Source organism: Rickettsia endosymbiont of Polydrusus tereticollis (assembly GCF_964026385.1).
GTDB lineage: Bacteria > Pseudomonadota > Alphaproteobacteria > Rickettsiales > Rickettsiaceae > Rickettsia.
In genome coordinates this window covers 201,718-226,689 of sequence record NZ_OZ032142.1, presented here as the reverse complement: position 1 = coordinate 226,689, position 24,972 = coordinate 201,718, and the positions used below count along the sequence as shown (strand labels likewise).

Here is a 24,972-nt window from a genome sequence, read left to right as displayed (position 1 = left end):
GTAGTTTTCATAATTGGTTTCCAAAATCATTATATAGTTATTGTTTATGTCATTCTCAGGAGCGTTAAGCGTTGTTGCATAGCTCAAAAATGATTCCAATGTCATACCGTGGCTTGACCCTGTGTTGTACGAACGTTTAAATTAAAGAGGTAAAATTCTGTCATTCCGTGGCTACGACCACGGAATCCAGTTTTATAACGTCATAAAAATGCTCTAAAATAAGTCTAATATGGCTTTATTTCTCTGGATGCCGTGATCAAGTCACGGCATGACACAGCCTTTTCTTTAATGTTCGTACAACACAGGGTCAAGCCACGGTATGACCACCGTACGCATCAACCAATATATTCTTCAATAACACTCAAATAATTTTCTAATATCGACTGATTTTTATTGACGAATTTTAAAGCATTTTCTTGATAATCTTTTAGTGCCTTCTTATTACTCGAGGTTAAGAGATATTGCAGCTTTGCGAGTAAATCATTCTCGTCTTTAATTTGAATGGTCGATTTGTTGTTAACCGCATCGCTCGCAATGTCGGTGTTTTTACTCATATCAGGACCGAATATAATACAATTAGCAAAATATGCCGCTTCTAATATGTTATGCCCGCCTTGCTTGAACGACCCGCCGATAAAAGAAATTGAAGCTAAAGAAAAGAATAAACCCATTTCGCCGAATTTATCGACAATATAAAGGTCATCGCTTAAAATCGGCAAATTATTTTGCGATTTAGCGGTAATTGCTAAATTTAACAAAACACAATTATCAATTATTGACTTTACACGCTCAGGATGACGAGGGATTAAAATAAAATAACAATCTGAAAATTGCCGTTTTAAGCTTTTAAGGATAGGAAAAATTACTTTCTCGTCTTCCGTATGAGTGCTGGCAAAGACGATAATACGCTTATTCTTAAGGTGAGCAGCTAATATAGCTAATTCTTGTTCATTTACCTCAAGTTTTTGATTAGCAAATTTAATGTTACCTAAATTGACTATTTCGGGAACACCCAGCTCGTTAAATTTTTGTCGGTCAACTTCACTTTGTACAATAATCTTGCTAAAATTTTTAACGATCAAGGCGAAAAAATTTTTTCTTTTTTGCCAAGACTTAAACGATTTATCGGAAATACGTGCATTTAGTAATAATAATTTGCTATATTTTGCCCCTTCGATAATCATGCATGGCCATAATTCAGATTCTATAAAAATCCCTAAATCAGGTTGCCAATTTTTTAAAAATTTCTTAACAAAAATAATGTTATCGATCGGCAGAAACTGATGAATAGCTATATCGGGCAATTTAGCTGTTAACATTCTAGCAGCACTTGTTGTCCAAGAGGTGACTAAAAAACGTATCTGCGGGAATCGGCTATTTATGCTTCTAATCAAATTCAAAGCAGCTACCGACTCCCCAACGCTTGCCGCATGTATCCATATTAAAAACTCTCCCCCTTTTCTTTTTTGTCCTAAAGCAAAGCGTTCTTTTACTCGGCTTATATCTTCTTTACCTATTAACAGCCGAATAAAAATTATGATAAAATATATCGGTAGCAGTATAAAACTTAACAGATGATATAAATATAATATTGCCTGCAAATGAAGAATTGGTTTGTGTGGTATCATTTTCCTATTTTCTCAATGTCATTCACACATTAGAGTGGCGTTGTTGCATGGCTCAGAAAAAGTGCTGTGTGTCATTCCCGCGAAGGCGGGAATCCAGAAAAAAATATTTTTAAGTCATGCTGAATTTATTTCAGGATATACTAAAAAGATGCTGAAACAAGTTCAGCATGACAAAAAAAGCCTGGATTCCCGCCTTTAGCTAGAATGACACCAAAAATTCGATCCATGCAACAACGCCCTTCGTGGTGGCGGTTTGGGTATCCATGCAACAATGCCTATTTACGCTATACATTAAAAAATAATTCGGTTATCAGGTAATTACTAAGCAAAATAAGAATAGAGGAATTTACTACCGCCGAAGTAGTCGCCATCCCGACGCCTTTTGCACCTTTATTAGAATAATAGCCGCTATAGCAACTTACTATAGAAATAATAAAGCCGAAAACTCCTGCTTTTACTAAGCCGGAAATTACGTCAATTGCTTTTAAATATTGAAAAGTATTAGTTAAATAGCCTACACTATTAAAATTAAGCTTATATACGCTTACTAAATAACCGCCCATTACGCCGACTATATCACCGATTAACACTAAGCACGGCAAGGTAATAACTGCCGCTATTACTCTTGGGAACACTAAATATTTAATCGGATCGGTAGATAAAGTATATAGAGCATCTACTTGCTCGGTTACTCGCATCGTGGCAATTTCAGCGGCGATTGAAGCACCTACACGACCGGCAACCATAAGACCGGCAAGCACGGGACCGAGTTCTCTGGTTAAAGATAACACTACCACCGTTGCAATTGAGCTTTCGGCAGAAAAGCGTGAGAATCCCGTATAGCTTTGTAGTGCTAGCACTGCTCCGGAAAAAAAAGTAGTCATTGCAACGACCGGCAAAGAATAAAAACCGATAAATAATAATTGCCGATAAATTAAACTGAAATATATAGGAGGTCTAACGATACTACTAACCGCTGCGAAGCTAAATAACGAAAAAGCCCCGACATTTCTTGCAATATCAATAGTACGTTTGCCGATTAAGTTAACCGTATTAAGTATCATTTTTATATACTCTTTTGTATCTATTACCGAGACTAGTTAATATTTCATATCCGATAGTGCCTATAATATTTGCTATTTTATCCGGAGTACAATAATTCCCTATTATCTCTACTTGTTGACCTAGAAAAATTTGTGAATGAGGTAGATCGGTAACATCAATATTAACTAAATCCATTGATACCCGCCCTATTACGGGTGCAACATAACCGTTAATAAACACTTCTCCGCAGTTACTAAAATTTCGGCTATAGCCGTCTGCATAACCTAGCGGTAATGTAGCAATTACGCTATCACGTTCGGTTGTAAATGATCTATTATAACCGATAGAGCTGCCTGCTGTCAATTTTTGTAAATGTATTATCGGTGCAGTAAGGGTAACAGGATTTTGCATTGGGTTTGGTTTACCTTTGCCTAAAGGGTTAAGACCGTATAAAGCCATCCCCGGTCTTACTAAATCAAAATGGTAATTTTTACCTAGAAATATAGCAGCAGAGCTAGCTAAACTTGTTTTTACGCCCGGAAAATGTTGTAAATAGCTTTTGAATTTTGTTAATTGCTCAAGATTATAAGGGTTCTCGGCTTCTTCCGAGGCGGCTAAATGACTTATAATATATTGTAGCTGTAACCCTTCTAATAAATCACGATCATTAATGATATGCTCTATTTCGGCGTGGGTTAGACCTAAGCGATTTATACCGGTATTAAAATGCAAAAAGCATGGTAATAGCTGATTACGAGTTTTGGCAAATTGTTGCCATATTTTTATTTGTTCTAGATTATTAAGTACCGGTATTAAATTATATTCAATAAATTCCGCAGCATCACTTTGAGCGACGCCGTTAAGGACTAAAATATTTGAGTGGCTACTCAATATTTTACGTAAATTTATTCCCTCGATGCTTGAAGCGACAAAGAAAAAGCGGCAATTTTCTTCTTCTAATGCTTTAGAAACTTCATTTGCTCCAAGCCCGTAGCTATTAGCTTTAACAGCTGCCCCTACTGCCGAATTCGTGCAAATGTTACGTAAAATACGATAGTTAGCTTTTATTTTTGCTAAATCAATTTCAAGTGTGCATTGAGCTAACTGCATATTTATAATATATTTTGTAATGCTTGGATAATAATAGGTGCTATCGGTATTATATGAAATTTAGCAGATAAATTAGCAACTTGTATAGTATCTGTTACGTAAATATTATTTATAACCGAATTTTGGATATTTTCTAGAGAGCCTGCTGAAAATACGGGATGAGTTACAAATGCATCAACCGATAAAGCCGAATTATCCATTAAAAATTTAGCCGCTTGACAAATAGTTTCACCGCTATCGATAATATCATCAATTAACACACAATTTTTTCCTTTAACGTCTCCGGTTATTTTTGTCATTTCGCAGATATTATTAATATCTCTTTGTTTATCAATAGTGGCTATATCTGCATTAAATAGTTTGTTAATTTTTTGAACTCGTTTAATACTGCCTTTGTCAGGAGACACTATAATAAGATCATTATAATTTTTCAGAAAAGGTAAATACAAACTTATAGGGCATAGATTTTTAATAGGAATTTTAAAAAACTTCTCTATTTTATCAGTATGCAAATCAACGGTAATTATAGAAGTTGTGCCCGTAATTTCTAAAAGATTGGCTATTAATCGTGCGGGAATTGATATCTCATTAACAAATATACGATCTTGACGGCTATAGCCGAAATACGGTATGACGACAATAATCTGTTTTGCTTTAGCTCTTTTTGCGGTATCTATTAATAATAACAATTCTATTAGATGATCATTAACCGGTCTTGAAGTTGACTGAATTATAACAATATCTTCATTATAAATAGGGTCTAAAATTTCTACCTTTATTTCGGTATCATTAAAATGTGTAGTTAAACATTCTATATAATGAGCATTTAATGCTAAGGCCAGATGTTTTGCGAGTATTCTATTACTATTACCGGCTAGAATTTTCATTTAAGGTTTTCGTATTTTTCTGGGATTGATCGGTGTCATGCCGTCTGGCGTTGCTGCTGCGTGGATCAAATTTTTGATGTCATTCCCGCGAAAGCGGGAATCTAGAAAGTATTTAAGCAAATTATATAGTAAATTTTTATATAATTTTGCCTATTTTAAGTGTTTTTTCTGGATTCCTGCCTTCACAGGAATGACATACAGCACTTTTTCCGAACCACGCAACAACGCCTACTTATTACGAAGAATGTTTTTTCAAATTTTCTACTAACTTATCGAAACCCTCAGTTTGTAGCGTGTTAGTAAATTCTTGTTGTTGAGCACTGATAAGACTTACGCCTTCAGTTACTATATCCGAAACTTTAAAAGTGTTTTTCCCGCCGTTTTTTATTTGACGTACTAAATATTCCACTCTAATAGGCTCTTGTCCCGTATTGCTGACTATATTCATCGTTACTATAAAATCCGTGGAGGTGGAACCTGATTGGCGAACTCCAGTTATTTTCGGTTGTTCACCCTTATAGTCTTTTATTAAATCTGTATAAGCTTTAGTAACATATTTAGAGTAGACACTTATAAATTCTTTAGTTTGCTCGGGCGATAAATCTTTTCTACCCTGACGACCAAGCGTATAATTAGCCATCCACTCAAAGTCTAAATTATTTGAAATTAAGCTGCGTGCTTTCGCAATTTTTACGTCTTGGGTTAAGTTTGGATCGTTAAGTGTACCGGAAGCTTCACTTACAAGCTTAGTAATATAATCGCTTAATCCCTCAGGCACGCTATTATCCGAATAGGCAGAAAAAGTAATAAATAATAAAAATATAGCTGTAATAATTCTATTCATAGCAACCTCTATAATTTAATTAATATTTTTTGTATTAAATTTTGTTTTAACTTGTGGGCATTTAAAATTTGCCGGATACTGAATCGATGCCTCTCTAGCTTGATGTAAAGCCGACCTAATAGCAATGTAAGGGTCGGTGGAGTTATTCATGATATAATCACTAAAAGGCAAGGCGATATATCGGTCATTTATTTTACTAATCGCTAAAGTAGTTAGATCAAAATCATTATGAGTATAATATGTCATAGGATTAAGTGCATAGTTTGTAAATATCGAATCGGTCATATCTCGAGCATTAGTACTGCCGATTATGGGTAATACTAAATAAGGTCCCGGACCGACGCCGTAATGTGCTAAAGTATTACCGAAAGTTTGGCGTTCCGAAGGCAAACCTACTTTGCTTGCCACGTCAAATAACCCCCCTATGCCGAGAGTCGTATTAATGATAAATCTCCAAGCACTTTTCACGGTTTTATCGTAATTTAACTGTAGCCCGTAATTTACGGCAGTAAGAGGAGTATCGATATTATTAATAAAGCTGTTAACTCTTGTTTTAGTATAATTATTGGTAGCTTTCTTATAACCGACGGCTAAGGGGCGTAAAATCAAATAATCTAACACCGAATTAAAAGCAAAAATTTTGCGATTTAATTTTTCATACGGATCATAAACTCGGCTACAGCCGATATCGGTAGTATTATAATTATACTTATCGTCGTCAATATATTCAAGGTCGGCTTGAACAATAAAAGGACAAAGACCTATCATTAATAAGATGATAGGTAATATTAATATCTTCATAGTTTAAATGCTAGCTTTTTTACACACTACAATACAATATTTATTGTTTTCCGCTAGTATTAATTTTTGAGAGCTTAATATAGTAAACTTGCCGGTATTTAAGATTTCAATGATTTCGTCTAAATTAAAAATAAATTCTTTCCGTTTTAAAGAGTAACTTGTACTTGCCGCAATCGGTAGACAAAAGGCGAAATAGCCGGATTCATTTAACAAAGAATAAATAGCATCAAAATAAATTTTTAAGTTACAGGTAAAGGATAAACCGCAAAAGCTCAATATTATATCAAAAGACCTCTTGGATAACTCTACTTCTTCTGGTAATTTGTACGTCGATCCGGTACTCGAATCCTCACGTACATTAGAGTACGCTCCGGTTCTGCGTTCCGTGTCTCCTTCAAATTCCTGAGAATAAGCGAGTTCTGCAAGAGGTCTAAATTTATCGGATAATTGTTTTATAAAATCCGGTATTGAAACCTCAAATACTTGATCATAAATTTTAGTATTAGGATAATATATATTTAGTAAATTATTCATGACGGTAGAACTTTCAACACCGGTTAAGCTAAAGCTTTCAGGAAAACGTTTTTGGATTTCATATCCTATAAGTCCAACATTACTGCCTAATTCTAAAATATTATAATTATCAGGTAAATCGGTTATCCGGTTTATAGTTTCATGAATAAAGCTATAAGGAAGATGGATATTATTTTCATTGCGAAAACTATTAGTATAGTATCTTGCCGTTAAATCTCTATATTGTTGCTGCACCGCTCCGGGAATTTCCTTCGCATTTTTATAATTTTGTAAAAACCTTCCTAGCTGTGCCTTATCTTCCGTAGAAGATTTTTGAGCATAATCCAGAGAGGTTGAATAATTATTTTTTAAAAAGTAAGTCCAGGCAAGCCAATAATATATTTTAGGGTCTGCACGTGCAAAAAATTTATCGACCAATTTAAATCTTAATATTGCATCATTTAGATTTCCTTTATATAAATGATCAATTCCTAACTCAAAATTGCTCTCTTTTAAATGGCTGAGTTTGTACTTACAATCATTATAATAGTTTGTAGAATCTAGAATCTTATTTTTGCACCAATTAGGGATGTTTGTTATTTTATAATAATAAAGTTTTATCTTATCTTTTATCGTAGAAGTTATTTTGCTACCAAACATGACGTCTAAATTTTATTTAATAATACAAATATATATCTTACAAGCGTTACCGTCAACAAATTAGGGGTTAATTTATGTCCATCATTTCTAAACGCTTAAGCGTTATCAAGCCTTCTCCGACTTTGGCGGTGGTTAAAAAGACGCTTGAACTAAAAAAAGCCGGCGTGGATATTATTTCACTTGGTGCGGGAGAGCCTGATTTTGATACGCCCGATAATATAAAAGAGGCGGCAATAAAAGCAATAAGGGACGGATTTACCAAATATACGAATGTTGAGGGTATGCCGCTCCTTAAACAAGCAGTGCAAAATAAATTTAAACGTGAGAATAATTTAGATTATGAACTTGATGAGATAATAGTATGTAGCGGCGGCAAGCAGGTTATATATAACCTGTTTACGGCTTCTTTAAATGACGGTGATGAGGTAATTATTCCTGCCCCTTACTGGGTCTCTTATCCCGATATGGTCTTACTTGCGGGAGGTAAACCGGTTTTTGCTAATTGCGGAATTGAAAGTAATTTTAAGTTAAGTAGCGAAGCATTAGAGCGATTAATTACGCTTAAAACTAAATGGCTGATTATTAATTCCCCGAGTAATCCGACTGGCTCTAGCTATTCCTACGAAGAGCTGGAAAATATTGCTAAATTGTTGCGAAAATATCCGCATGTTAACATAATGTCGGATGATATTTATGAGCATATTATTTTTGACGATTTTAAATTTTATACCTTAGCACAAATAGCTAGTGATTTAAAGGATAGAATATTTACCGTAAACGGCGTATCTAAAGCTTACTCGATGACCGGTTGGCGGATAGGTTACGGCACCGGTTCTAGAGATTTAATTAAAGCTATGGCTATTATTCAATCGCAAAGTACTTCAAATCCTTGTTCTATAAGTCAAGTTGCGGCTATTGAAGCACTAAACGGTACGCAAGGTTTTATTAAGCAAAACGCTTTGAATTTTCAAAAAAAGCGTGATTTAGCACTGTCAATTCTAGAGAGGATAAAATATTTTAGTTGTTACAAACCCGAAGGAGCGTTTTATTTATTCGTTAAATGCGATAAAATATTTGGCTTGAAAACTTTATCCGGTAAAATCATAAAAAATAGTAATGATTTAGGCGAGTATTTACTTGAAGAGGCTAAAGTTGCTGTAGTACCGGGGATTGCTTTCGGCTTAGAAGGGTATTTTAGAATTTCTTATGCTATTTCTATGGAAGATTTAAAAGAAGCCTGTGTTAGAATAGAAAAAGCTTGTAATATATTAAATTAAAGAGGTTATTTCCATATATGGTGTCATACTGTGGCTTGTACCTGTGTTGTTGCATGGATCAAATTTTTGATGTCATTCCCGCGAAAGCGGGAATCCAGAGAATATTTAAGCGAATTATATAGTAAATTTTTATATAATTTTGCTTATTTTAAGTGTTTTTTCTGGATTCCCGCCTTCGCGGGAATGACATACAGCACTTTTCTCGATCCACGCAACAATACCTTTGTAGAAGTAATATAAGTGCAATTGAATCAATTATAAAAATAATGAGAAAAGCTTTTAAAAAATTTCTAAAAAATAATAATTGTGCGGTTAATATAATTACGATTTTACTATATGGTTATTTAAAATTTGTTTATTTTACTTCAAAACAAAAATTTATATTCTCAAATGAAAGCGATAGGAAAAAATTTTTAGCAGAACAGGGAGTAATTTTTGCTTTTTGGCATAATATGCTTGCCTTAAGTCCATGTATGTTTAAAGGACATATAGATATTTACGCTTTAATATCTCCTCATTTAGACGGCAAATTTCTCAATAATATCGTTAGCAAATTCGGTTGCGGCGTCATAATCGGCTCTACTAATAAAAATCCGGTTGGGGCATTGAAACTAGTCATTCAAAAATTATCCAAAGGCAGTAATGTAATAATTACGCCCGACGGTCCCAAAGGACCGGTTTACAAAATCAATAGCAGTATTACCGAAATTGCACGTAAATATAATAAAAAATTAATACCGATCGTTAGTAATACATCGAGGTATTTTTTGTTAAAAAGTTGGGATAAATTAATAATGCCGCTACCGTTCGGCACTATAACCGTCATAGTCGGCTCACCTCTAAATTTTACGAATAATAAAGAACAAAACGATATTAACCTTGAGAAGCAGCTAAGCAGTTTAACACAGAATTTACCGAAATGAGGTGTAGTTTGAGTACCCCTGATGTCATTCCTGCACAGCATTGTTGCGTGGCTCAAGAAAAGTGCTATATGTCATTCCCGCGAAAGCGGGAATCCAGAAAAAACACTTAAAACAGGCAAAATTATATAAAAATTTACTATATAATTCGCTTAAATATTCTCTGGATTCCCGCCTTCACGGGAATGACATCAAAAATTCGAGCCATGCAACAATGCTGTTCAAGTCACGGCATGACACCGTACGCTTTGCAAAAATTCGAGCCATGCAACAAGCCTTATGTCCCCTCGCAATGACGTCTTCAAGTTAATCATACCAAAAAATACCAAATATATGCTTTACAAAAAATTTCAAAATAATATTAACAATTTAATCGGTAATTTTCCTTTCACCAAAATTGCTATTGCCGTTTCAGGAGGTAGCGACTCAACAGTTCTTTTATATCTTACTAGCCTCTGGGCAAAAAAGAATAACGTTAAATTATTTGTTATATCCGTCGACCATAATTTAAGAGAACAATCAAAGCTAGAAAATGACTATGTAAAAGAAATAAGCGATAAGCTAGGACACCCTCATTATCAATTACATTTTGATCATCAAAATAATTTTTCTAATTTGCAAGAGAGAGCAAGAGAAGGACGCTATGAGTTAATGACCGATTTATGTCATAAACTCGATATATTAATTCTTTTAACTGCTCATCACGCCGATGATTATGTTGAAAATTTTTGTATAAGATTAGAGCGTAAAAGCGGTATATTCGGTTTAAGCAGTAATAATATTAACTGGTATAATAATATCCAAATAGCACGACCTTTATTTAACATCCCGAAAAGTGAACTGATTAGTTATTTAATTGCTAATAATATTAAGTGGTTTGAAGACGAGTCTAATTTATCGGACAAATATCAGCGTAACGTCATTAGGAAAAAACTTACACAAGAAAATGAATATATTAAAGCCGATATACAGCTAAGACAAGTTGAAGCTAATAAGCTACTAGAAAATACATTTAAACCGGAGCTAATTGCCGCAATAGCGGAATCGGTAAAAATTTATGAATTCGGTTTTGCTCGATTAAACTTGCTGGAATTTGCTAAATTTTCTTTTGAAGTAAGAGTACAATTAATTAGTTTTCTACTCATAATAATCGGCGGCAAAAAACGTAGTGTACGTTTTTATTCGATAGCACCGATATTAACTTTGATTGAAACGGCTACGAAATTAAAAAAAACCCTACATGGTTGCGTTCTTAAACGAATAGAAAATAATTTACTGATATACCGAGAATTTGGTAAAAAACTTCCAAGCAATATAACATTACAAAACAACCCGGTTATTTGGGATAATAGATTTCATATTACAAAAAACATAAAAATAGTTGAAAGGGCGAACAACGATATAGGCGAGGAAGGATTATTTGAATATGTAACTAATTTAACACTGAAAGATTACAGTACGATAAAAAAATATTTAGATATTAAATTACTAAAAGATTTAACTTTTGGAAACCACATAGCAATTTTATTTACCCTGCCGGTGATTAAAATACTTGAAAAAGTTATAGCAATGCCTCATATATCATATTATGATAACGAGAGAGAAATTTTTAACGTTTCTTTTAATCCGAGTTTTATATCACGTTTTACACATTTTTGTTAGGTTTTATATATAATGAATAATCAAGGTAAAAATATTTTAATCTGGGCAGTAATTTTTGTTTTTACAATATTGCTCTTTAATGTTTTTCAGTCAGATAGCTTAATAGGCAGCAAAAACAATATTACTTTCTCGGACTTCCTAGCAAGAATTGATGAAAAAACTATTAGTTCGGTAAAGATTCAAGGTAGAACAATCGAAGGTATCTCTTCCGACGGTTCTTCCTTTTCTACTTACGCACCTGATTATCCGGATTTAATAAATCGTCTTAATAATAATGAAGTAAGTATTGAGGTCGTACCTCCCGATACAAAAATGCATTCTTTACTAGGTATTTTTATTTCTTGGTTCCCGATGTTGCTGTTAATCGGCGTTTGGGTTTTCTTTATGCGTCAAATGCATAGCGGCGGTAAAGCAATGGGTTTCGGGAAATCTAAAGCTAAATTATTATCGGATAAAGGACAGAAGATTACTTTTAAGGACGTAGCCGGCATTGATGAGGCAAAAGAAGAATTAACGGAAATTGTTGATTTTTTAAGAGATCCCGGTAAGTTTCAAAAAATCGGCGGTAAAATTCCGAAAGGGTGTTTACTGATAGGTCCGCCGGGAACCGGAAAAACTCTTTTGGCTAGAGCAATAGCAGGTGAGGCTAACGTGCCGTTCTTCAGCATATCAGGCTCTGATTTTGTTGAAATGTTTGTTGGCGTCGGTGCAAGCCGTGTGCGTGACATGTTTGAGCAAGGTAAGCGTAATGCACCTTGCATTATTTTCATTGACGAAATCGATGCGGTGGGTCGCCATAGAGGTATCGGCATGGGAGGCGGTAATGATGAACGCGAGCAAACGCTTAACCAAATGCTAGTCGAAATGGATGGCTTTGAAACAAATGAAGGTGTTGTTATTATCGCAGCTACTAACCGTCCTGACGTTCTTGATCGGGCATTATTGCGTCCCGGTAGGTTTGACCGTCAAATTATAGTATCTAACCCCGATATTAATGGGCGAGAACAAATATTACAAGTACATTTGAAAAAAGTAAAATATAGCTCTAAAATTTTACCTAGAATTATTGCCAGAGGTACTCCCGGATTTTCCGGTGCACAACTTGCTAATTTAGTTAATGAAGCTGCATTACTTGCTGCAAGGCGAGGTAAGAAAGAAGTAGATATGAGCGATTTGGAAGAAGCGAGAGATAAAGTATTAATGGGAGTTGAACATCACTCAATGGTGAGGTCAGAGGAAGAAAAGAAACGAACGGCATACCATGAAGCCGGGCATGCAATAGTCGGGCTTTATTCTTCCGCTTCTCATCCTATTCACAAAGCTACTATTATCCCAAGAGGCAGAGCGTTAGGAATGGTCGAAAGATTACCGGAAACAGATCAATATTCTGAAAGCCGAGAGCAATTAGAATCAGATATAGCCGTTTCTATGGGTGGAAGAGTAGCGGAAGAAATTATTTACGGCAGAAATAAAGTTACTTCCGGTGCTTCGTCAGATATAAAAGGAGCCACCCAAGTAGCGAGAGCTATGGTTACACAATTAGGGTTAAGCGATTTAGTCGGACCGATATTTCACGGTTCAGCCGGTGACGATATATACGGTAGACAAAATACTAGTGAGAGGTCGGAAGCTACTGCGGATTTAATTGATGCAGAGGTAAAAAGAATTATTACGGAAGGATATGATTTTGCTAAAAATATTTTAACTAAGCATATTGATCAACTTCATATACTTGCCAATGCTTTAGTAGAATATGAAACATTATCCGGCCAGCAAATTAAAAACTTGCTTAGTAATAGACCTTTAGACGCTGAGGAAGAAAACACTTTTCCTCTCGGTACTCCACCGGTTATTAAGATAGATAAGGAAAAATCCGTTAGTAAAACGAAAGCAAGTAATACTAAAATCGAGGATAAAAAGCCTGCTTGAAAATGGCATCATTCTATGGCTTGATCCTGTGTTGTTGCATGGCTCGAGAATTAATAAAAATCCCGTCATGGCGAACAAATCTATATTTAAGAGGTAATTAATGGCAGAGTTAAGATTACCGCCGAATTCTGTTATACGAGGCGGCAAGCTACATAAAGCAACTGCTACGGCAAAACAGCCACGCACCGTTAAAATTTACCGATACGATCCTGACTCGGGGAAAAATCCGAGTATGGACAGTTATGAAATAGATTTATCTAAAACCGGTCCGATGGTTTTGGATATTTTAATTAAAATCAAAAATGAAATAGATTCTACTTTAACCTTTAGGCGTTCGTGTCGGGAAGGAATTTGCGGCAGTTGTGCCATGAATATAGACGGAACCAATACTTTAGCTTGCATCAAACCGATAGAGGAAATCTCCGGCGATATAAAAGTTTATCCGCTTCCTCATATGAAAGTAATAAAAGATTTAGTAGCGGACATGGCACATTTCTATGCCCAATATGAATCTATAGAGCCGTGGCTTAAAGCAGATAGTCCTCCTCCCTCCAATATGGAACGGTTACAATCTCTGAAAGATAGAGAGAAACTTGACGGCTTATATGAATGTATATTATGTGCTTGCTGCTCTACAGCTTGCCCTAGCTATTGGTGGAACGGCGATAAATATTTAGGTCCGGCTATTCTACTCCAAGCTTACAGATGGATTGTGGACTCTAGAGATGATCATACCGGCGAGCGGCTTGACGATTTAGAAGACCCGTTTAAACTTTACCGCTGTCACACAATTATGAATTGTACAAAAACCTGTCCGAAAGGCTTGAATCCTGCTAAAGCCATTGCAGAAATAAAGAGTTTAATCGTAGAACGTCACGGCGTGTAGTTTTAGGCGTTGCTGCATGGCTCGAATTTTTGATGTCATTCCGGTGTTGTTGCCTGGCTCAAATTTTTCGGTGTCATTCCCGCGAAGGCGGGAATCCAGAGAATATTTAAGCGAATTATATAGTAAATTTTTATATAATTTTGCTTATTTTAAGTGTTTTTTCTGGATTCCCGCCTTCGCGGGAATGACATACGGCACTTTTTTAGAGCCATGCAACAATAACCTAAAAAAAACATAAGACTTCATAACAATTTAATCTTGATTATACAGCTAAATTCAGAAAGATTTAGACAAGATGAATTTAAAGGTGAGCCTGCGCAGTGTATAATAATACATGAGCACAGGCGAATCCAAAAAAATTCGCTTGTATCAAGCTTTCTGAATGACGCTGTACTCAACCACTCTCAATTTAAGCATACACATGATTATTATAAATAACCTGGCTATGAGCTATGGTGCGAAAATATTATTTATTGACGTAAATCTTCACATTAAAAAAGGTAATAGATACGGCCTTGTTGGAGCTAACGGTGCAGGAAAAACTACTTTTTTTAAGGTTTTACTAAAAGAAGAAGAACCGGCTTTCGGTGAAATTAGTATTTCTAGAAACTCCAAAATAGGCTGTTTAAAACAAGATCAATTTCGCTATGAAAATACGTTAATTATAGATACCGTAATTGCCGGCAAAGAAGAATTATGGAATGCTTTACAAGAAAAAAATAAATTACTTGCAAAATCTGAATGTGATGAAAAAACAGGTTTTAGACTCGGCGAGCTTGAACAAATAATATATGATAATGACGGCTATACGGCAGAAATTTTCGCTGCAGAATTGTTAGTCGGTCTCGGCATAAAAGAAGAATATCATTATCAACCGCTTTCGGTATTATCCGGCGGCTACAAGCTCCAAGTATTGCTTGCTCAAGGTTTATTTAACAATCCTGATATATTATTACTTGATGAGCCGACCAATCACCTTGATATAATTTCTATTTACTGGTTAGAAAATTACTTAAAAACTTCATTTAAAGGTACTTTAGTTTTTATTTCTCATGACCTTACTTTTCTTAATAGTATTGCTACTCATATTCTCGATATCGATTACGGTGAAATTAAACCCTATACCGGCAATTACGATAATTTTGTTCGAGAAAAACAATTAGTCGCTGAGCAAAAACTTAATGAGCATGCTTTTTTAGAGAAAAAAATTGCTACAATGCAGGCTGGAATTGATAGATTCCGAGCAGGCACAAGAGCAAGGCAAAGTGCCTCAAGAGAAAAACAACTTGAAAAAATACAGCTACCGGATTTACAAAAATCTTCACGCATTAGTCCCGTTTTTAATTTTCAGCAAAATAGATCATCCGGAAAATTAGTATTAAAAGTTAATGATATTTCCAAAAGCTTTGCCGATAAAATGATATTTAGCAAAGTGAATTTTACTGTCTCTCGTGGTGAAAAGATTATAATTATCGGTCCGAACGGCGTCGGAAAATCAACGCTTCTAAAAATTTTACTAGGAAAAATCCAAGCCGACCACGGTAGTTATGAATGGGGATATGAAATCCAAATTTCTTATTTCGCTCAAGATCATCATGAATTATTAAATGAAAATATTAGTATTCTTAACTGGTTAACAGCTCAAGCGGAAAAGGAAACTGATCGGACAATTCGAAGCACTTTGGGGCAAGTATTATTTCGTCAAGAAGAAGTAAATAAAAATATTTTAAGTTTAAGCGGCGGTGAGGGAGCAAGATTATTACTAGCTAAAATTATTCTAGAAAAAAGTAATATTCTGGTGCTTGATGAACCGACTAACCACTTAGATATCGAAGCTCGCAACACTTTAAAAGAAGCTCTAGTTAATTATCCGGGTACTGTAATTCTTGTTACTCACGATCGAGATTTTGCCAGCCATATCGCTACTAGAGTTATAGCTATTTCTTACAAATCTATAATAGATTTTAAAGGCAAATATCAGGAATATCTAAGTAAGTACAATAATGATTATTTGAATAGTAAGTGGGTAATAGATAATAAAAAATAGCGTTGTTGCATGGCTCGAGAAAAGTGTTATATGTCATTCCCGCGAAAGCGGGAATCTAGAAAAAACACTTAAAATAAGCAAAATTATATAAAATTTTACTATATAATTCGCTTAAATATTCTCTGGATTCCTGCTTTCGCAGGAATGACATCAAAAATTCGAGCCATGCCAACAACGCCTTTAGTCGCTCGCAATGACAAGGTAATACCGAACTATGCAACACAACATTAAAAATTAATTATATTTACTATCAGAATTTTTAATTTGATTATTCATTAGATTTTTAGCAATATCACTATCTAATAAGTCGGTACTTTTTGATGATTGAAAATAAGCTAAAGCTAATTCTATTACTTGGTCACAAAGTTCGACTTGTAAAGCTTGACTTGCTTGGTTTTTCTGATTTTCGACTAACTTAACAACTTCTACTTTTTTATGTTCTAAAAGTTCTTCAATTTCCTTATTTTTTTCTTTAACTATTTCTTCGGTATGTTTTGCCCCTTCTTGCAGCATTTTATTACGCAAAATTTCTAACTTTTTTATTTGTTCGCTAATTTGAGCAAATAACAACACAGCATCATCTTTTAACTTTTCGGCTTTTAAAACCTTTTCCTGAATTTCTAAAACTTTAGTATCCAAGGATTTTAAAATTGCTTTTTTTGTCGGTCTATAAATTAAATATATAAAAAATATAAAACTCACGGCAAGCCAAAAACTTTCATCTAAAAAATTCATCATCTTATTTTCCTGTAATTTTCTTTAATAAATTTATATCAGCTTGCTTACCGGTAATTTTTTTAATTACATTAGCAGCTAAGCTTGCTACGGCATTGTTCCCATTAAGCCAAAAGGCTTTATTGGCTATATTTATATCTTCAAGATTTTGTTTTATCTGCTGTTTTAACTCTTTTTCCATATTAGTTTTTTTTACCAAAAAAGTAGCTTCCAAGGAATTTATAGCCTCTTTTTTGAGATGTGCTATATCATCTGATATTTTAGTTAATTCTTCATGATAATACTTGGTTAATTCTTCAGCTTCTAGCGTTAATTTATCCGCTTGCTCTACATTATCTTGAATATTTACCTGTCTGTTATTTAAAATTTGCTCAGCAACAGGCACTATAAACTTATAAACAACAATATATAGCAAACTGAAAGTAACAATTAGCCAAAAAATTTGTGAATAATAGTTAGTAAGATCAAATTGCGGCATATATTGCTCGTAAATGAAGGATTGGATTGGTTTTGTGTCATGCCGTGGCTACGACAGTGTTGTTGTATGGATACCCTAAACGTCATTGCGAGCGACTGAAAGGAGCGTGGCAATCCAGGAAAAAAATAAATTTCATAGCATTTTTAGCTATTTTTTACTGGATTGCCACGTCGATGCTACGCATCTCCTCGCAATGACGGTGCTTTACAACGATTTCAATCCATGCAACGATGCCTCCTCGCCATGACGTGTCCGGTAGGCATACCACAACACCCCGCCCCTGCGAGAATGACCTCAAAGTTAGGAAAATATAAGCAACATCGCTATCACAAAAGAAAACAGCCCCATCGCTTCGGCAAGTCCGGCACCGATTAATGCCATTCTTTGTAGTTGTTCGGAGGCCGAAGGGTTTCGAGCTATCGAACTTAGTAGTGAGCTAAATATATTGCTCACACCGAGTGCCGCTCCAAACATACCGATAGCCATAAACCCGACACCTATATATTTTAAAGAGATCATATCCATATAAATTTCCAACGTTAGTTAAATAAATCAGTGTAGGTTAATAGCATCATTAAGATACACACAAGAAAGAATAGTAAAAATATAAGCTTGAAGTATCGCAACAAAAATTTCAAACCCGATTAGCACGACTATAAGAGGAAGCGGGATAAATTTCAAGTAAATCATTAGAGAAACCGAAAAGCCGGCTATTACCTTTAATAAGATATGTCCGGCTATCATATTAGCGGCAAGTCGCAATGATAAACTTAGCGGTCTTGCAAGGTAAGTAAATAATTCAATTATTATCATTAAGGGAGCAAGCCATAAGGGAGTTCCATGCGGTAAAAAAACAGTTAAAAAATGCAGCCCGTAATTATAAAAACCGACAATCGTTACCGTTAAAAAAACCATAACTGCCAAGGCAAAAGTTACTGAGATATGGCTAGTAACGGTAAACCCGTAGGGAATCATACCTAGCAAATTGCAAAATAAAATAAATATAAATAAACTAAAAATTAACGGGATGAATTTACGCCCCTTTGCTCCGACATTCTGACTTAGCATACCGGTAACCAAATTATAGACCATTTCAGCACTTACCTGCAGCCTTGAAGGAATCACCTGTTTTTTTTGTAAAGCTACATAAAAATAAGTCAAAGCTAAAATAACGGCGAGTAACATATAGCCGCTGGAATTAGTAAAACTAATATCGATACCCGACAACTGAATTTCGAGCAATTTTTTTACGTTAAATTGGACTAAAGGACTGTGTGTCATTTTTTATTGGTTATTTTTAATTTTTGCCAAATTATATTAAAGCCGGCAATAATTCCTATTATCATACATAATATAAGAAATAACGGTTTGGAATTAAATAATTTATCGATCGTTATGCCGATAAACACGCCGACCATTGTTCCGGCAACTAAATCTACGCCTATAGTAAATGTACTAATTTCTTGCTTTGACTTTAAATTAGAATCCTCCGTTGCTTTAAATTCTTTTATTCTTTTTTGAATATTTTTTAATTTTCCCTGATCCATTAAATTTTAACTTCATCTTTCTCTAAAGCTTTATCTATAGCCACCGAAATATTATTAATAGTATATCCTTGCTCAATCTGTACACCGTTAACAAAAAATGACGGGGTACCGATAAATTTTGGAGCTTTTGCTACAAAATTAGTATTAGCAAGCAATATCTCCGTAATTTTATCGTTACTTAAACATTGTTGATAGGTTTCAGGAGAAATACCGCCGATTTGACCGATATTTGTTAACAGCTCACGATATTTATTACTATATGCCCATTTATCTTGCTGCTCTAATATTACTTTATGAAATTGTAAAAAGCTATCTATATCACCTTTGCAACGAGCTAAAATTGCTGCATCCAAATCTTGCTTATTACTAATAAATTCCCGAATAACATAAGCTATTTTATTAGTATCAATATATTTTTTCTTAATTTCCGGGAAAGCTGCCGTGTGGTAATAAGCACAATGCGGGCAAGTAGGAGAAAAATATTCTACCATCACCACCTTTGATTCTTTATTTCCAAGGACGATGTCGTTTTTGCCGACGTTAAAAGTTACGGCGGATTCTACCAAGGCAGCACTAGAATCTGTTACCGTTGCATTTTTTTGCTTATCTTGCAAAGTAACTTCTTGATTATTACTATCTTGCTCAGAAATACCCGCTTCCGTAGGCGGTTCTTCTAAATTATTATCACTATTTTGAGGAGCTACCGGCTCGCTTACATTTGCAGGGACTTTTGTTTGCTCTATCGAAATATCGCTATTTTCTTTTATGACTTGCTCCGGTTTTTCTTCTTGTTCTTTGGCTTTAACTTCAGAACAAGAGCTTAAAAACAATAAAAATATTATAGTAATAAAAATATTATACATAGCCATTTATTTTTTAGTTATATAATTACTCCTCTCGTCATTGCGAGCGAAGCGAAGCAATCCAGCTAATTTCATAAGATTGCCACGTCGGTACTTTGTACCTCCTCGCAATGACGAGGGTTTTAAATACAATAGGATTTTATTAATATTATTACAATAATAAAATTTTTCTTTGTTAACTTAAATCTCTGCGAAAATCGTATCATAATAATAAAACTTAGTACTTTCTAACTATAGTAAAATATGCTATATTAAGCTCTGGTATTTTGTATAAAACTACAATTATACCCCTCTCACTATTTCAAAAATTTCTAGAAAGGTGAGTAGTGTAAGCCTAAATATTTTACGGAGGAACTAAAATATGTCAACACAATCTGAGTTTAAAATAGGGCAAAGAATCGTATACCCGTCTCACGGAGTAGGAGAAATAATAAATATAGAATTTCATACTTTAGCCGGTACGGAAATTAAAGTTTATGTAATTTCTTTTCCGCAAGATAAAATGACGCTAAAAGTTCCTGTTAGCAGAGCGGTCGTTGTCGGTCTTAGAGCGGTTGCAAGCAAAAAAGATCTCGATGTAATATATTCCACCCTGCAAGGTAAAGCTAAACAAGGCAATAGAATGTGGAGTAGAAGGGCACAAGAATATGAAAGTAAAATTAACTCAGGAAACATTGTTGCTGTTGCCGAAGTATTGCGTGACCTCCACAAAAATGTTGATAATGATCGTTCTTACAGCGAAAGAACCCTTTACGAATCTGCATTAAATAGACTTGCCGGTGAGCTGGCTATTCTCGAAAATATAAACCCCGCCGAGGCAATTAATAAATTAGTAGAAGTATTGCGTGAGAAGCTGGTGGCGTAACCGTCATTGCGAACCACATAAGGTGTTGTTGCGTGGCTACCTGTAACGTCATTGCGAGGTGGCATTGTTGCATGGATACCTCAAACGTCATTGCGAGCGACTGAAAGGAGCGTGGCAATCCAGGAAAATAATAAATTTCATAGCATTTTTAGCTATTTTTTACTGGATTGCCACGTCGGTACTTCGTACCTCCTTGCAATGACGAGGTAAAATCGATCCACGCAACAATGCCTCGCTGGTATGACACCAAAAATTCGAGCCAAGCAACAACACCAATGCCTTCTCGCAATAACGGGGTTTTTTGAATGACATCTTAATAACATATGCTAAACCACGAAACATTATTAAATAACGAAGAAGAGTCTAAAAATTTTGCTAAAATTTTAGCTCAAAAATTAAGTGCGGGTAGCGTTGTACTATTTACCGGTGACCTCGGCTCCGGCAAAACCTTTCTATGCAGGGAAATTATTAAATATTTTTGCGGCTCTAACACCGAAATTATTAGCCCGACTTTCAATATTCTCCAAACCTACCAAGCAACAAATTTTATGATCTATCATTTTGACCTTTATCGGTTGAAATCATCCGAAGAAATTTATGAACTCGGTATAGAAGATGCCTTACAGGGCAATTTATGCCTAATAGAATGGCCGGAAATAATTGAGCATTTACTCCCTGAACCGTTAGTTAGGATTAACTTACAGATAACTCTAAATAATAAACGCCGCTGTGTAACTTTACCGGATATTGCCACTTAATTTGCAGCAACGCCGAAATAAATTCAGGATGACTATGATTTTCTGGATGACCACGGCGTCAAGAGACGCCTCGCCATGACGGCTTGGGTATCCACGCAATGATGCTGTATATATAAACTTAATATATCTCTTGGGAATTATCTTTTTCAGTTGGTACGTAATCGAAAATATTATTATCTTTAACAAAATCATCAGATTCGAGCATATGAATGTTATTTACTTTAAATGCTTCCATAACGCTACCTTGCGGTGTAACTTTTCCGGTTGCTCTATCTACCGCTAATAATTTTATCGACTCCGGTACTTTAAACGGTAGCGAAGGAATATCTTTATAAGCATTTTGCATAAAGTCTATAAAAATAGGTAATACTACACTAGAACCGGTTGCCGATCTGCCAAGGCTTTTAGGAATATCGTAGCCGATATAACTACCGACTACTATTTTTGGAGTAAAACCGACAAACCACGTATCTTTACTATCATTACTTGTGCCGGTTTTCCCCCCCATAATCTTCCCGAGCTTTTTGGCTGAATACGCCGTTCCTCTATCTACTGCTCCCGTTAGAAAGGAAGTAATTTGATAATTGCTAGCCTCATCTATAACCATATAAGCATTCTCTGCCGGTATGGTTAGCATTGCCGTTTCTAGCTCAGTATCCGAAACGTTACAAGATTCGCAATTTCTATTATCTCGTCGGTAAATTATTTTGCCGTTGCGATCTTTGATCAATTCCACAAAGTGCGGTGAAATTTTTTTGCCGGAATTTGCTATAATCGCATAGGCAGTAGTCATTTTTTCAAGCGTAGTTTCAATAGAGCCGAGTACCATCGAGTAAACTTTTTTCGGCTCGCTATTAATTCCGAAACGCTTAATTATATCAACGATTTTTGTAAGCCCGACGGCACTAGCCACTCGAACAGTTATAAGATTTCTAGATTTCTCAAGACCGGTACGCATAGTAATGGGACCTAAAAATTTCCCCTCATAGTTTTTTGGTCGCCAGCTAGGCATACCTTCGCCTTGAGATATCTCTATCGGTCCGTCATCAAAAATTTGATTAGGTTTTATGCCGTTTTCTAAAGCCGCTAGATAAACAAAAGTTTTGCTTAAAGACCCTGGTTGCCGCAATGCTTGCGTTACTCTATCAAATTTACTGGCGGTAAAATCATAGCCGCCGACGCTTGCCAGTACCTGACCGGTATTTGGATTCATAACCATAATAGCACCGTTTACCGCCGGAATTTGCCTTAATGCATAATGATCTTTTACCGGCTCAACCACTATTACATCGCCTTTTTTTAATATAGTTTTAACTGATTTTAAATTACTCTTTGCCCATTTCATTTCGGAAATAGGAATTTTAGCTTTTTTGCCGTTGTCAAGTCCGATTTCAGCATAATTATCCGCCACGTCCAATATCACGGCTAGCTTATATTCGAGAAGTGAGAGGGGAGGCGGTAAATTTTTTAAATTTTCTTGCCAATTCTCAAGGGTAATATTAGCGATCGGTTTCCTGAAACCGTATTTCCGATCATATTCTCTTATACCTTTTCTAAGCGAATTTTCAGCGATTCCTTGCATTTCTGTATCTAAAGAAGTGATAATAGTCAGACCGCCCGTATAAAACTCTTCTTTGCTACCTAGCATTTTAATTACTTCTTCCCTTACTTGCTCTGCGTAGTAATCTGCCGTAATCGTTTCATTGCGATCTCGTTTTTGTAAAATAATCGGTGTGTCTATGGCTTCTTTTGCCGCTTCTTCAGTTATATAGCCATCTTCAAGCATTCTAAGAACTACATAGTCACGACGCTCTTTTACCCTTGCATAATTTTTATCGGGATTTAGATTTGAAGGGGCTTTCGGCAAGCCGGCAATAAAGGCTGATTCGGCAATAGTTAATTCTTCGATTGATTTGTTAAAATAATTCTGTGCCGCCATAGCTACGCCGTATGCTCCATGACCAAAAAATGTTTGATTAAGATACAACTCTAAAATTTGCTCCTTGGTGAAGGTGTTCGAAATCATATAAGATAGCACGGCTTCTTTGACCTTACGCTTTATTGAAACTTCGTTGGTTAACAAGAAATTTTTTACTACTTGCTGAGTGATGGTAGAGCCGCCCTCCATTCGACGGTGATGCAGAAGGTTTGAGATATTAAAGATCGCTGCTCTGATTATACCCAGAATATCCACGCCGGGATGGCTAAAAAAATTCTTATCTTCTGCTGCAATAAATGCCTCGATCAATGAATTCGGTACACTGTTAATAGGCACAAATACTCGACGTTCAAAGGCATATTCTTCCATTAATTTCCCGTCATGCGAATAAACACGAGTCACTGACGGCGGATAATAATTTGCCAGCTGTGAGTAGTCCGGTAGATCTCTCGAATAATAATAGATTAAATAAGCAACTACGCCGAAACCTATTAAAGCCAGCACGCTAAAAATTTTTAAGTAAAAATATAATGATTTGTACATGACTTACTTATTAATTATCTTCCTATAGTTTGTTTAGGTTTATTTGAAGGACGAGGTGGAACAGAAGGAGGAGTTTTTATAATTTTTTGCTCTTTTTCTGCGTAACTTATAATTAACTGCACTATCCGTTGATCCTTTGTTAGCATTGCTGCTTGTAATGGTGTGGTACCGTCTTTCAAAGCTTTACTCGAATCCGCTCCCACTTCTAATAGTTTTTCTACTATCTCTACATGTCCCTTTGTAACCGCAACCAATAAAGGAGTAACATCGCGACCATTCGCTTTATTTACGCCTGCACCTTTCTCTAATAGTTTCTCTACTACCTCTATATGTCCATTTTGAGATGCTATCAATAAAGGAGTAATACCTATATTATCGGATTGATTCACATTTACTTCATGCTTTAACAGCTCTTCTACTACCTCTATATGTCCATTTTGAGATGCTATCAATAAAGGAGTAATACCTATATTACTAGGTTGATTCACATTTGCTCCATGCTTTAACAGCTCTTCTACTACCTTTATATGTGCTTTTTGAGATGCAATATATAAAGGAGTAACACCACTTGTATTGGGTTGATTCACATTTGCTCCATGCTCTAAAAGCGTTTTTACTGTATCGCTATGTCCTTCTTGAGCTGCTATATATAAAGGAGTAATACCTATATTACTACATTGATTCACATTTGCTCCATGCTCTAAAAGCGTTTTCACTGTACCGCTATGTCCTTCTTGAGCTGCTATACATAATGGTGTAATACCCAATACATTATTATCTAAATCTATTCCAATTTGCTTGATAGTATATAGGTATTCTTTAAATAAACCTTGATTTTTAATATTATTATTACTTAAATATATCGCTATTCCTAGTGCTAAATTTTTTGCTTCTTCATCGCTAAGCTCAATTTTTACTGCATCCGATTCTTTAAAATTAGCTTTTAAATAGCCTTGTTCTTTAGCTTTTTTAAATTCTTGGCTACTTTCAATTTTTCTTATATCTTCAGCAATAAAATCAATAAAAACAGCAGTTA

General features: G+C 35.2%; 23 protein-coding genes. 8 read left to right on the top strand and 15 right to left on the bottom strand.

Going from position 1 to position 24,972, the window contains the following annotated elements; translation table 11 throughout:
• Positions 1–335: 335 nt before the first annotated feature.
• The 7 genes from waaA to AAGD48_RS01030 form a co-directional block, all read right to left on the bottom strand.
• Positions 336–1,592: a lipid IV(A) 3-deoxy-D-manno-octulosonic acid transferase gene (waaA, locus tag AAGD48_RS01060; RefSeq protein WP_341790807.1), complete on the bottom strand. Its 1,257-nt coding sequence runs from the start codon at positions 1,590–1,592 to the stop codon at positions 336–338.
• A 320-nt stretch (positions 1,593–1,912) separates the two neighbouring features.
• Positions 1,913–2,692, bottom strand: a complete 780-nt coding sequence (locus AAGD48_RS01055) for an ABC transporter permease (RefSeq protein WP_341790112.1) — start codon at positions 2,690–2,692, stop codon at positions 1,913–1,915.
• On the bottom strand, positions 2,682–3,782 hold the full coding sequence (locus tag AAGD48_RS01050; RefSeq protein WP_341790111.1) for an alanine racemase: 1,101 nt from the start codon (positions 3,780–3,782) through the stop codon (positions 2,682–2,684). The genes AAGD48_RS01055 and AAGD48_RS01050 overlap by 11 nt, the downstream gene beginning before the upstream one ends.
• Positions 3,783–3,784: 2 nt before the next feature.
• Positions 3,785–4,669, bottom strand: a complete 885-nt coding sequence (locus tag AAGD48_RS01045) for a ribose-phosphate pyrophosphokinase (protein WP_341790110.1) — start codon at positions 4,667–4,669, stop codon at positions 3,785–3,787.
• Between the two features lie 235 nt (positions 4,670–4,904).
• Positions 4,905–5,513, bottom strand: a complete 609-nt coding sequence (locus AAGD48_RS01040) for a phospholipid-binding protein MlaC (protein ID WP_341790109.1) — start codon at positions 5,511–5,513, stop codon at positions 4,905–4,907.
• 15 nt (positions 5,514–5,528) lie between these two features.
• On the bottom strand, positions 5,529–6,314 hold the full coding sequence (locus AAGD48_RS01035) for a VacJ family lipoprotein (RefSeq protein WP_341790108.1): 786 nt from the start codon (positions 6,312–6,314) through the stop codon (positions 5,529–5,531).
• Between the two features lie 3 nt (positions 6,315–6,317).
• On the bottom strand, positions 6,318–7,487 hold the full coding sequence (locus AAGD48_RS01030) for a palindromic element RPE1 domain-containing protein (RefSeq protein ID WP_341790107.1): 1,170 nt from the start codon (positions 7,485–7,487) through the stop codon (positions 6,318–6,320).
• A 74-nt stretch (positions 7,488–7,561) separates the two neighbouring features.
• Here AAGD48_RS01030 and AAGD48_RS01025 point away from each other — a divergent pair, with 74 nt between their 5' ends.
• The 6 genes from AAGD48_RS01025 (at position 7,562) to AAGD48_RS00995 (ending at position 16,208) form a co-directional block, all read left to right on the top strand.
• Complete coding sequence (locus tag AAGD48_RS01025) at positions 7,562–8,764, top strand: pyridoxal phosphate-dependent aminotransferase (protein WP_341790106.1); 1,203 nt, start codon at positions 7,562–7,564, stop codon at positions 8,762–8,764.
• 266 nt (positions 8,765–9,030) lie between these two features.
• Positions 9,031–9,687, top strand: a complete 657-nt coding sequence (locus tag AAGD48_RS01020; protein ID WP_341790105.1) for a lysophospholipid acyltransferase family protein — start codon at positions 9,031–9,033, stop codon at positions 9,685–9,687.
• A gap of 330 nt (positions 9,688–10,017) precedes the next feature.
• Positions 10,018–11,346, top strand: a complete 1,329-nt coding sequence (gene tilS / locus AAGD48_RS01015; RefSeq protein ID WP_341790104.1) for a tRNA lysidine(34) synthetase TilS — start codon at positions 10,018–10,020, stop codon at positions 11,344–11,346.
• A 12-nt stretch (positions 11,347–11,358) separates the two neighbouring features.
• Positions 11,359–13,275: an ATP-dependent zinc metalloprotease FtsH gene (ftsH, locus tag AAGD48_RS01010; RefSeq protein WP_341790103.1), complete on the top strand. Its 1,917-nt coding sequence runs from the start codon at positions 11,359–11,361 to the stop codon at positions 13,273–13,275.
• A 100-nt stretch (positions 13,276–13,375) separates the two neighbouring features.
• Entirely contained in the window at positions 13,376–14,161 is a 786-nt protein-coding gene (locus AAGD48_RS01005; protein ID WP_341790102.1) for a succinate dehydrogenase iron-sulfur subunit, read from the top strand.
• Positions 14,162–14,582: 421 nt separating this feature from the next.
• Positions 14,583–16,208, top strand: a complete 1,626-nt coding sequence (locus AAGD48_RS00995; RefSeq protein ID WP_341790100.1) for an ABC-F family ATP-binding cassette domain-containing protein — start codon at positions 14,583–14,585, stop codon at positions 16,206–16,208.
• A 234-nt stretch (positions 16,209–16,442) separates the two neighbouring features.
• Here AAGD48_RS00995 and AAGD48_RS00990 read toward each other — a convergent pair whose 3' ends face one another.
• The 6 genes from AAGD48_RS00990 to AAGD48_RS00965 all read right to left on the bottom strand — a co-directional run bounded on the left by AAGD48_RS00990 (position 16,443) and on the right by AAGD48_RS00965 (position 19,831).
• On the bottom strand, positions 16,443–16,943 hold the full coding sequence (locus AAGD48_RS00990; protein ID WP_341790806.1) for an ATP F0F1 synthase subunit B: 501 nt from the start codon (positions 16,941–16,943) through the stop codon (positions 16,443–16,445).
• A 4-nt stretch (positions 16,944–16,947) separates the two neighbouring features.
• Positions 16,948–17,421: an ATP F0F1 synthase subunit B' gene (locus tag AAGD48_RS00985; protein ID WP_341790099.1), complete on the bottom strand. Its 474-nt coding sequence runs from the start codon at positions 17,419–17,421 to the stop codon at positions 16,948–16,950.
• 300 nt (positions 17,422–17,721) lie between these two features.
• Positions 17,722–17,946, bottom strand: a complete 225-nt coding sequence (locus AAGD48_RS00980; protein WP_253308170.1) for a F0F1 ATP synthase subunit C — start codon at positions 17,944–17,946, stop codon at positions 17,722–17,724.
• A 27-nt stretch (positions 17,947–17,973) separates the two neighbouring features.
• Entirely contained in the window at positions 17,974–18,702 is a 729-nt protein-coding gene (locus AAGD48_RS00975) for a F0F1 ATP synthase subunit A (RefSeq protein ID WP_341790098.1), read from the bottom strand.
• Positions 18,699–18,968, bottom strand: a complete 270-nt coding sequence (locus tag AAGD48_RS00970; protein ID WP_341790097.1) for an AtpZ/AtpI family protein — start codon at positions 18,966–18,968, stop codon at positions 18,699–18,701. The genes AAGD48_RS00975 and AAGD48_RS00970 overlap by 4 nt, the downstream gene beginning before the upstream one ends.
• The gene (locus AAGD48_RS00965) at positions 18,968–19,831 is read right to left on the bottom strand and encodes a DsbA family protein (protein ID WP_341790096.1); all 864 of its coding nucleotides are present in this window, start codon (positions 19,829–19,831) and stop codon (positions 18,968–18,970) included. The genes AAGD48_RS00970 and AAGD48_RS00965 overlap by 1 nt, the downstream gene beginning before the upstream one ends.
• A 361-nt stretch (positions 19,832–20,192) precedes the next feature.
• Here AAGD48_RS00965 and AAGD48_RS00960 point away from each other — a divergent pair, with 361 nt between their 5' ends.
• The gene (locus tag AAGD48_RS00960) at positions 20,193–20,696 is read left to right on the top strand and encodes a CarD family transcriptional regulator (RefSeq protein WP_341790095.1); all 504 of its coding nucleotides are present in this window, start codon (positions 20,193–20,195) and stop codon (positions 20,694–20,696) included.
• Positions 20,697–21,019: 323 nt separating this feature from the next.
• Positions 21,020–21,454, top strand: a complete 435-nt coding sequence (tsaE, locus tag AAGD48_RS00955) for a tRNA (adenosine(37)-N6)-threonylcarbamoyltransferase complex ATPase subunit type 1 TsaE (RefSeq protein ID WP_341790094.1) — start codon at positions 21,020–21,022, stop codon at positions 21,452–21,454.
• Positions 21,455–21,572: 118 nt separating this feature from the next.
• Here tsaE and AAGD48_RS00950 read toward each other — a convergent pair whose 3' ends face one another.
• On the bottom strand, positions 21,573–23,936 hold the full coding sequence (locus tag AAGD48_RS00950) for a penicillin-binding protein 1A (protein WP_341790093.1): 2,364 nt from the start codon (positions 23,934–23,936) through the stop codon (positions 21,573–21,575).
• Between the two features lie 14 nt (positions 23,937–23,950).
• On the bottom strand, positions 23,951–24,703 hold the full coding sequence (locus AAGD48_RS00945) for an ankyrin repeat domain-containing protein (protein ID WP_341790092.1): 753 nt from the start codon (positions 24,701–24,703) through the stop codon (positions 23,951–23,953).
• Between the last annotated feature and the right edge of the window lie 269 nt (positions 24,704–24,972).

Excerpts from the sequence above, each read along its gene's own strand:
- AAGD48_RS01050 (WP_341790111.1), bottom strand. The coding sequence starts at position 3,782 with ATGCAGTTAGCTCAATGCACACTTGAAATTGATTTAGCAAAAATAAAA.
- AAGD48_RS00975 (WP_341790098.1), bottom strand. The coding sequence starts at position 18,702 with ATGACACACAGTCCTTTAGTCCAATTTAACGTAAAAAAATTGCTCGAA.
- AAGD48_RS00980 (WP_253308170.1), bottom strand. The coding sequence starts at position 17,946 with ATGGATATGATCTCTTTAAAATATATAGGTGTCGGGTTTATGGCTATC.
- tilS (WP_341790104.1), top strand. The coding sequence starts at position 10,018 with ATGCTTTACAAAAAATTTCAAAATAATATTAACAATTTAATCGGTAAT.
- AAGD48_RS00970 (WP_341790097.1), bottom strand. The coding sequence starts at position 18,968 with ATGGATCAGGGAAAATTAAAAAATATTCAAAAAAGAATAAAAGAATTT.
- AAGD48_RS00990 (WP_341790806.1), bottom strand. The coding sequence starts at position 16,943 with ATGAATTTTTTAGATGAAAGTTTTTGGCTTGCCGTGAGTTTTATATTT.
- AAGD48_RS01005 (WP_341790102.1), top strand. The coding sequence starts at position 13,376 with ATGGCAGAGTTAAGATTACCGCCGAATTCTGTTATACGAGGCGGCAAG.
- tsaE (WP_341790094.1), top strand. The coding sequence starts at position 21,020 with ATGCTAAACCACGAAACATTATTAAATAACGAAGAAGAGTCTAAAAAT.
- AAGD48_RS00960 (WP_341790095.1), top strand. The coding sequence starts at position 20,193 with ATGTCAACACAATCTGAGTTTAAAATAGGGCAAAGAATCGTATACCCG.
- AAGD48_RS01040 (WP_341790109.1), bottom strand. The coding sequence starts at position 5,513 with ATGAATAGAATTATTACAGCTATATTTTTATTATTTATTACTTTTTCT.
- ftsH (WP_341790103.1), top strand. The coding sequence starts at position 11,359 with ATGAATAATCAAGGTAAAAATATTTTAATCTGGGCAGTAATTTTTGTT.
- AAGD48_RS01035 (WP_341790108.1), bottom strand. The coding sequence starts at position 6,314 with ATGAAGATATTAATATTACCTATCATCTTATTAATGATAGGTCTTTGT.
- AAGD48_RS01025 (WP_341790106.1), top strand. The coding sequence starts at position 7,562 with ATGTCCATCATTTCTAAACGCTTAAGCGTTATCAAGCCTTCTCCGACT.
- AAGD48_RS01030 (WP_341790107.1), bottom strand. The coding sequence starts at position 7,487 with ATGTTTGGTAGCAAAATAACTTCTACGATAAAAGATAAGATAAAACTT.
- AAGD48_RS00985 (WP_341790099.1), bottom strand. The coding sequence starts at position 17,421 with ATGCCGCAATTTGATCTTACTAACTATTATTCACAAATTTTTTGGCTA.
- AAGD48_RS00965 (WP_341790096.1), bottom strand. The coding sequence starts at position 19,831 with ATGTATAATATTTTTATTACTATAATATTTTTATTGTTTTTAAGCTCT.
- AAGD48_RS01055 (WP_341790112.1), bottom strand. The coding sequence starts at position 2,692 with ATGATACTTAATACGGTTAACTTAATCGGCAAACGTACTATTGATATT.
- AAGD48_RS00995 (WP_341790100.1), top strand. The coding sequence starts at position 14,583 with ATGATTATTATAAATAACCTGGCTATGAGCTATGGTGCGAAAATATTA.
- AAGD48_RS01020 (WP_341790105.1), top strand. The coding sequence starts at position 9,031 with ATGAGAAAAGCTTTTAAAAAATTTCTAAAAAATAATAATTGTGCGGTT.
- AAGD48_RS01045 (WP_341790110.1), bottom strand. The coding sequence starts at position 4,669 with ATGAAAATTCTAGCCGGTAATAGTAATAGAATACTCGCAAAACATCTG.
- AAGD48_RS00950 (WP_341790093.1), bottom strand. The coding sequence starts at position 23,936 with ATGTACAAATCATTATATTTTTACTTAAAAATTTTTAGCGTGCTGGCT.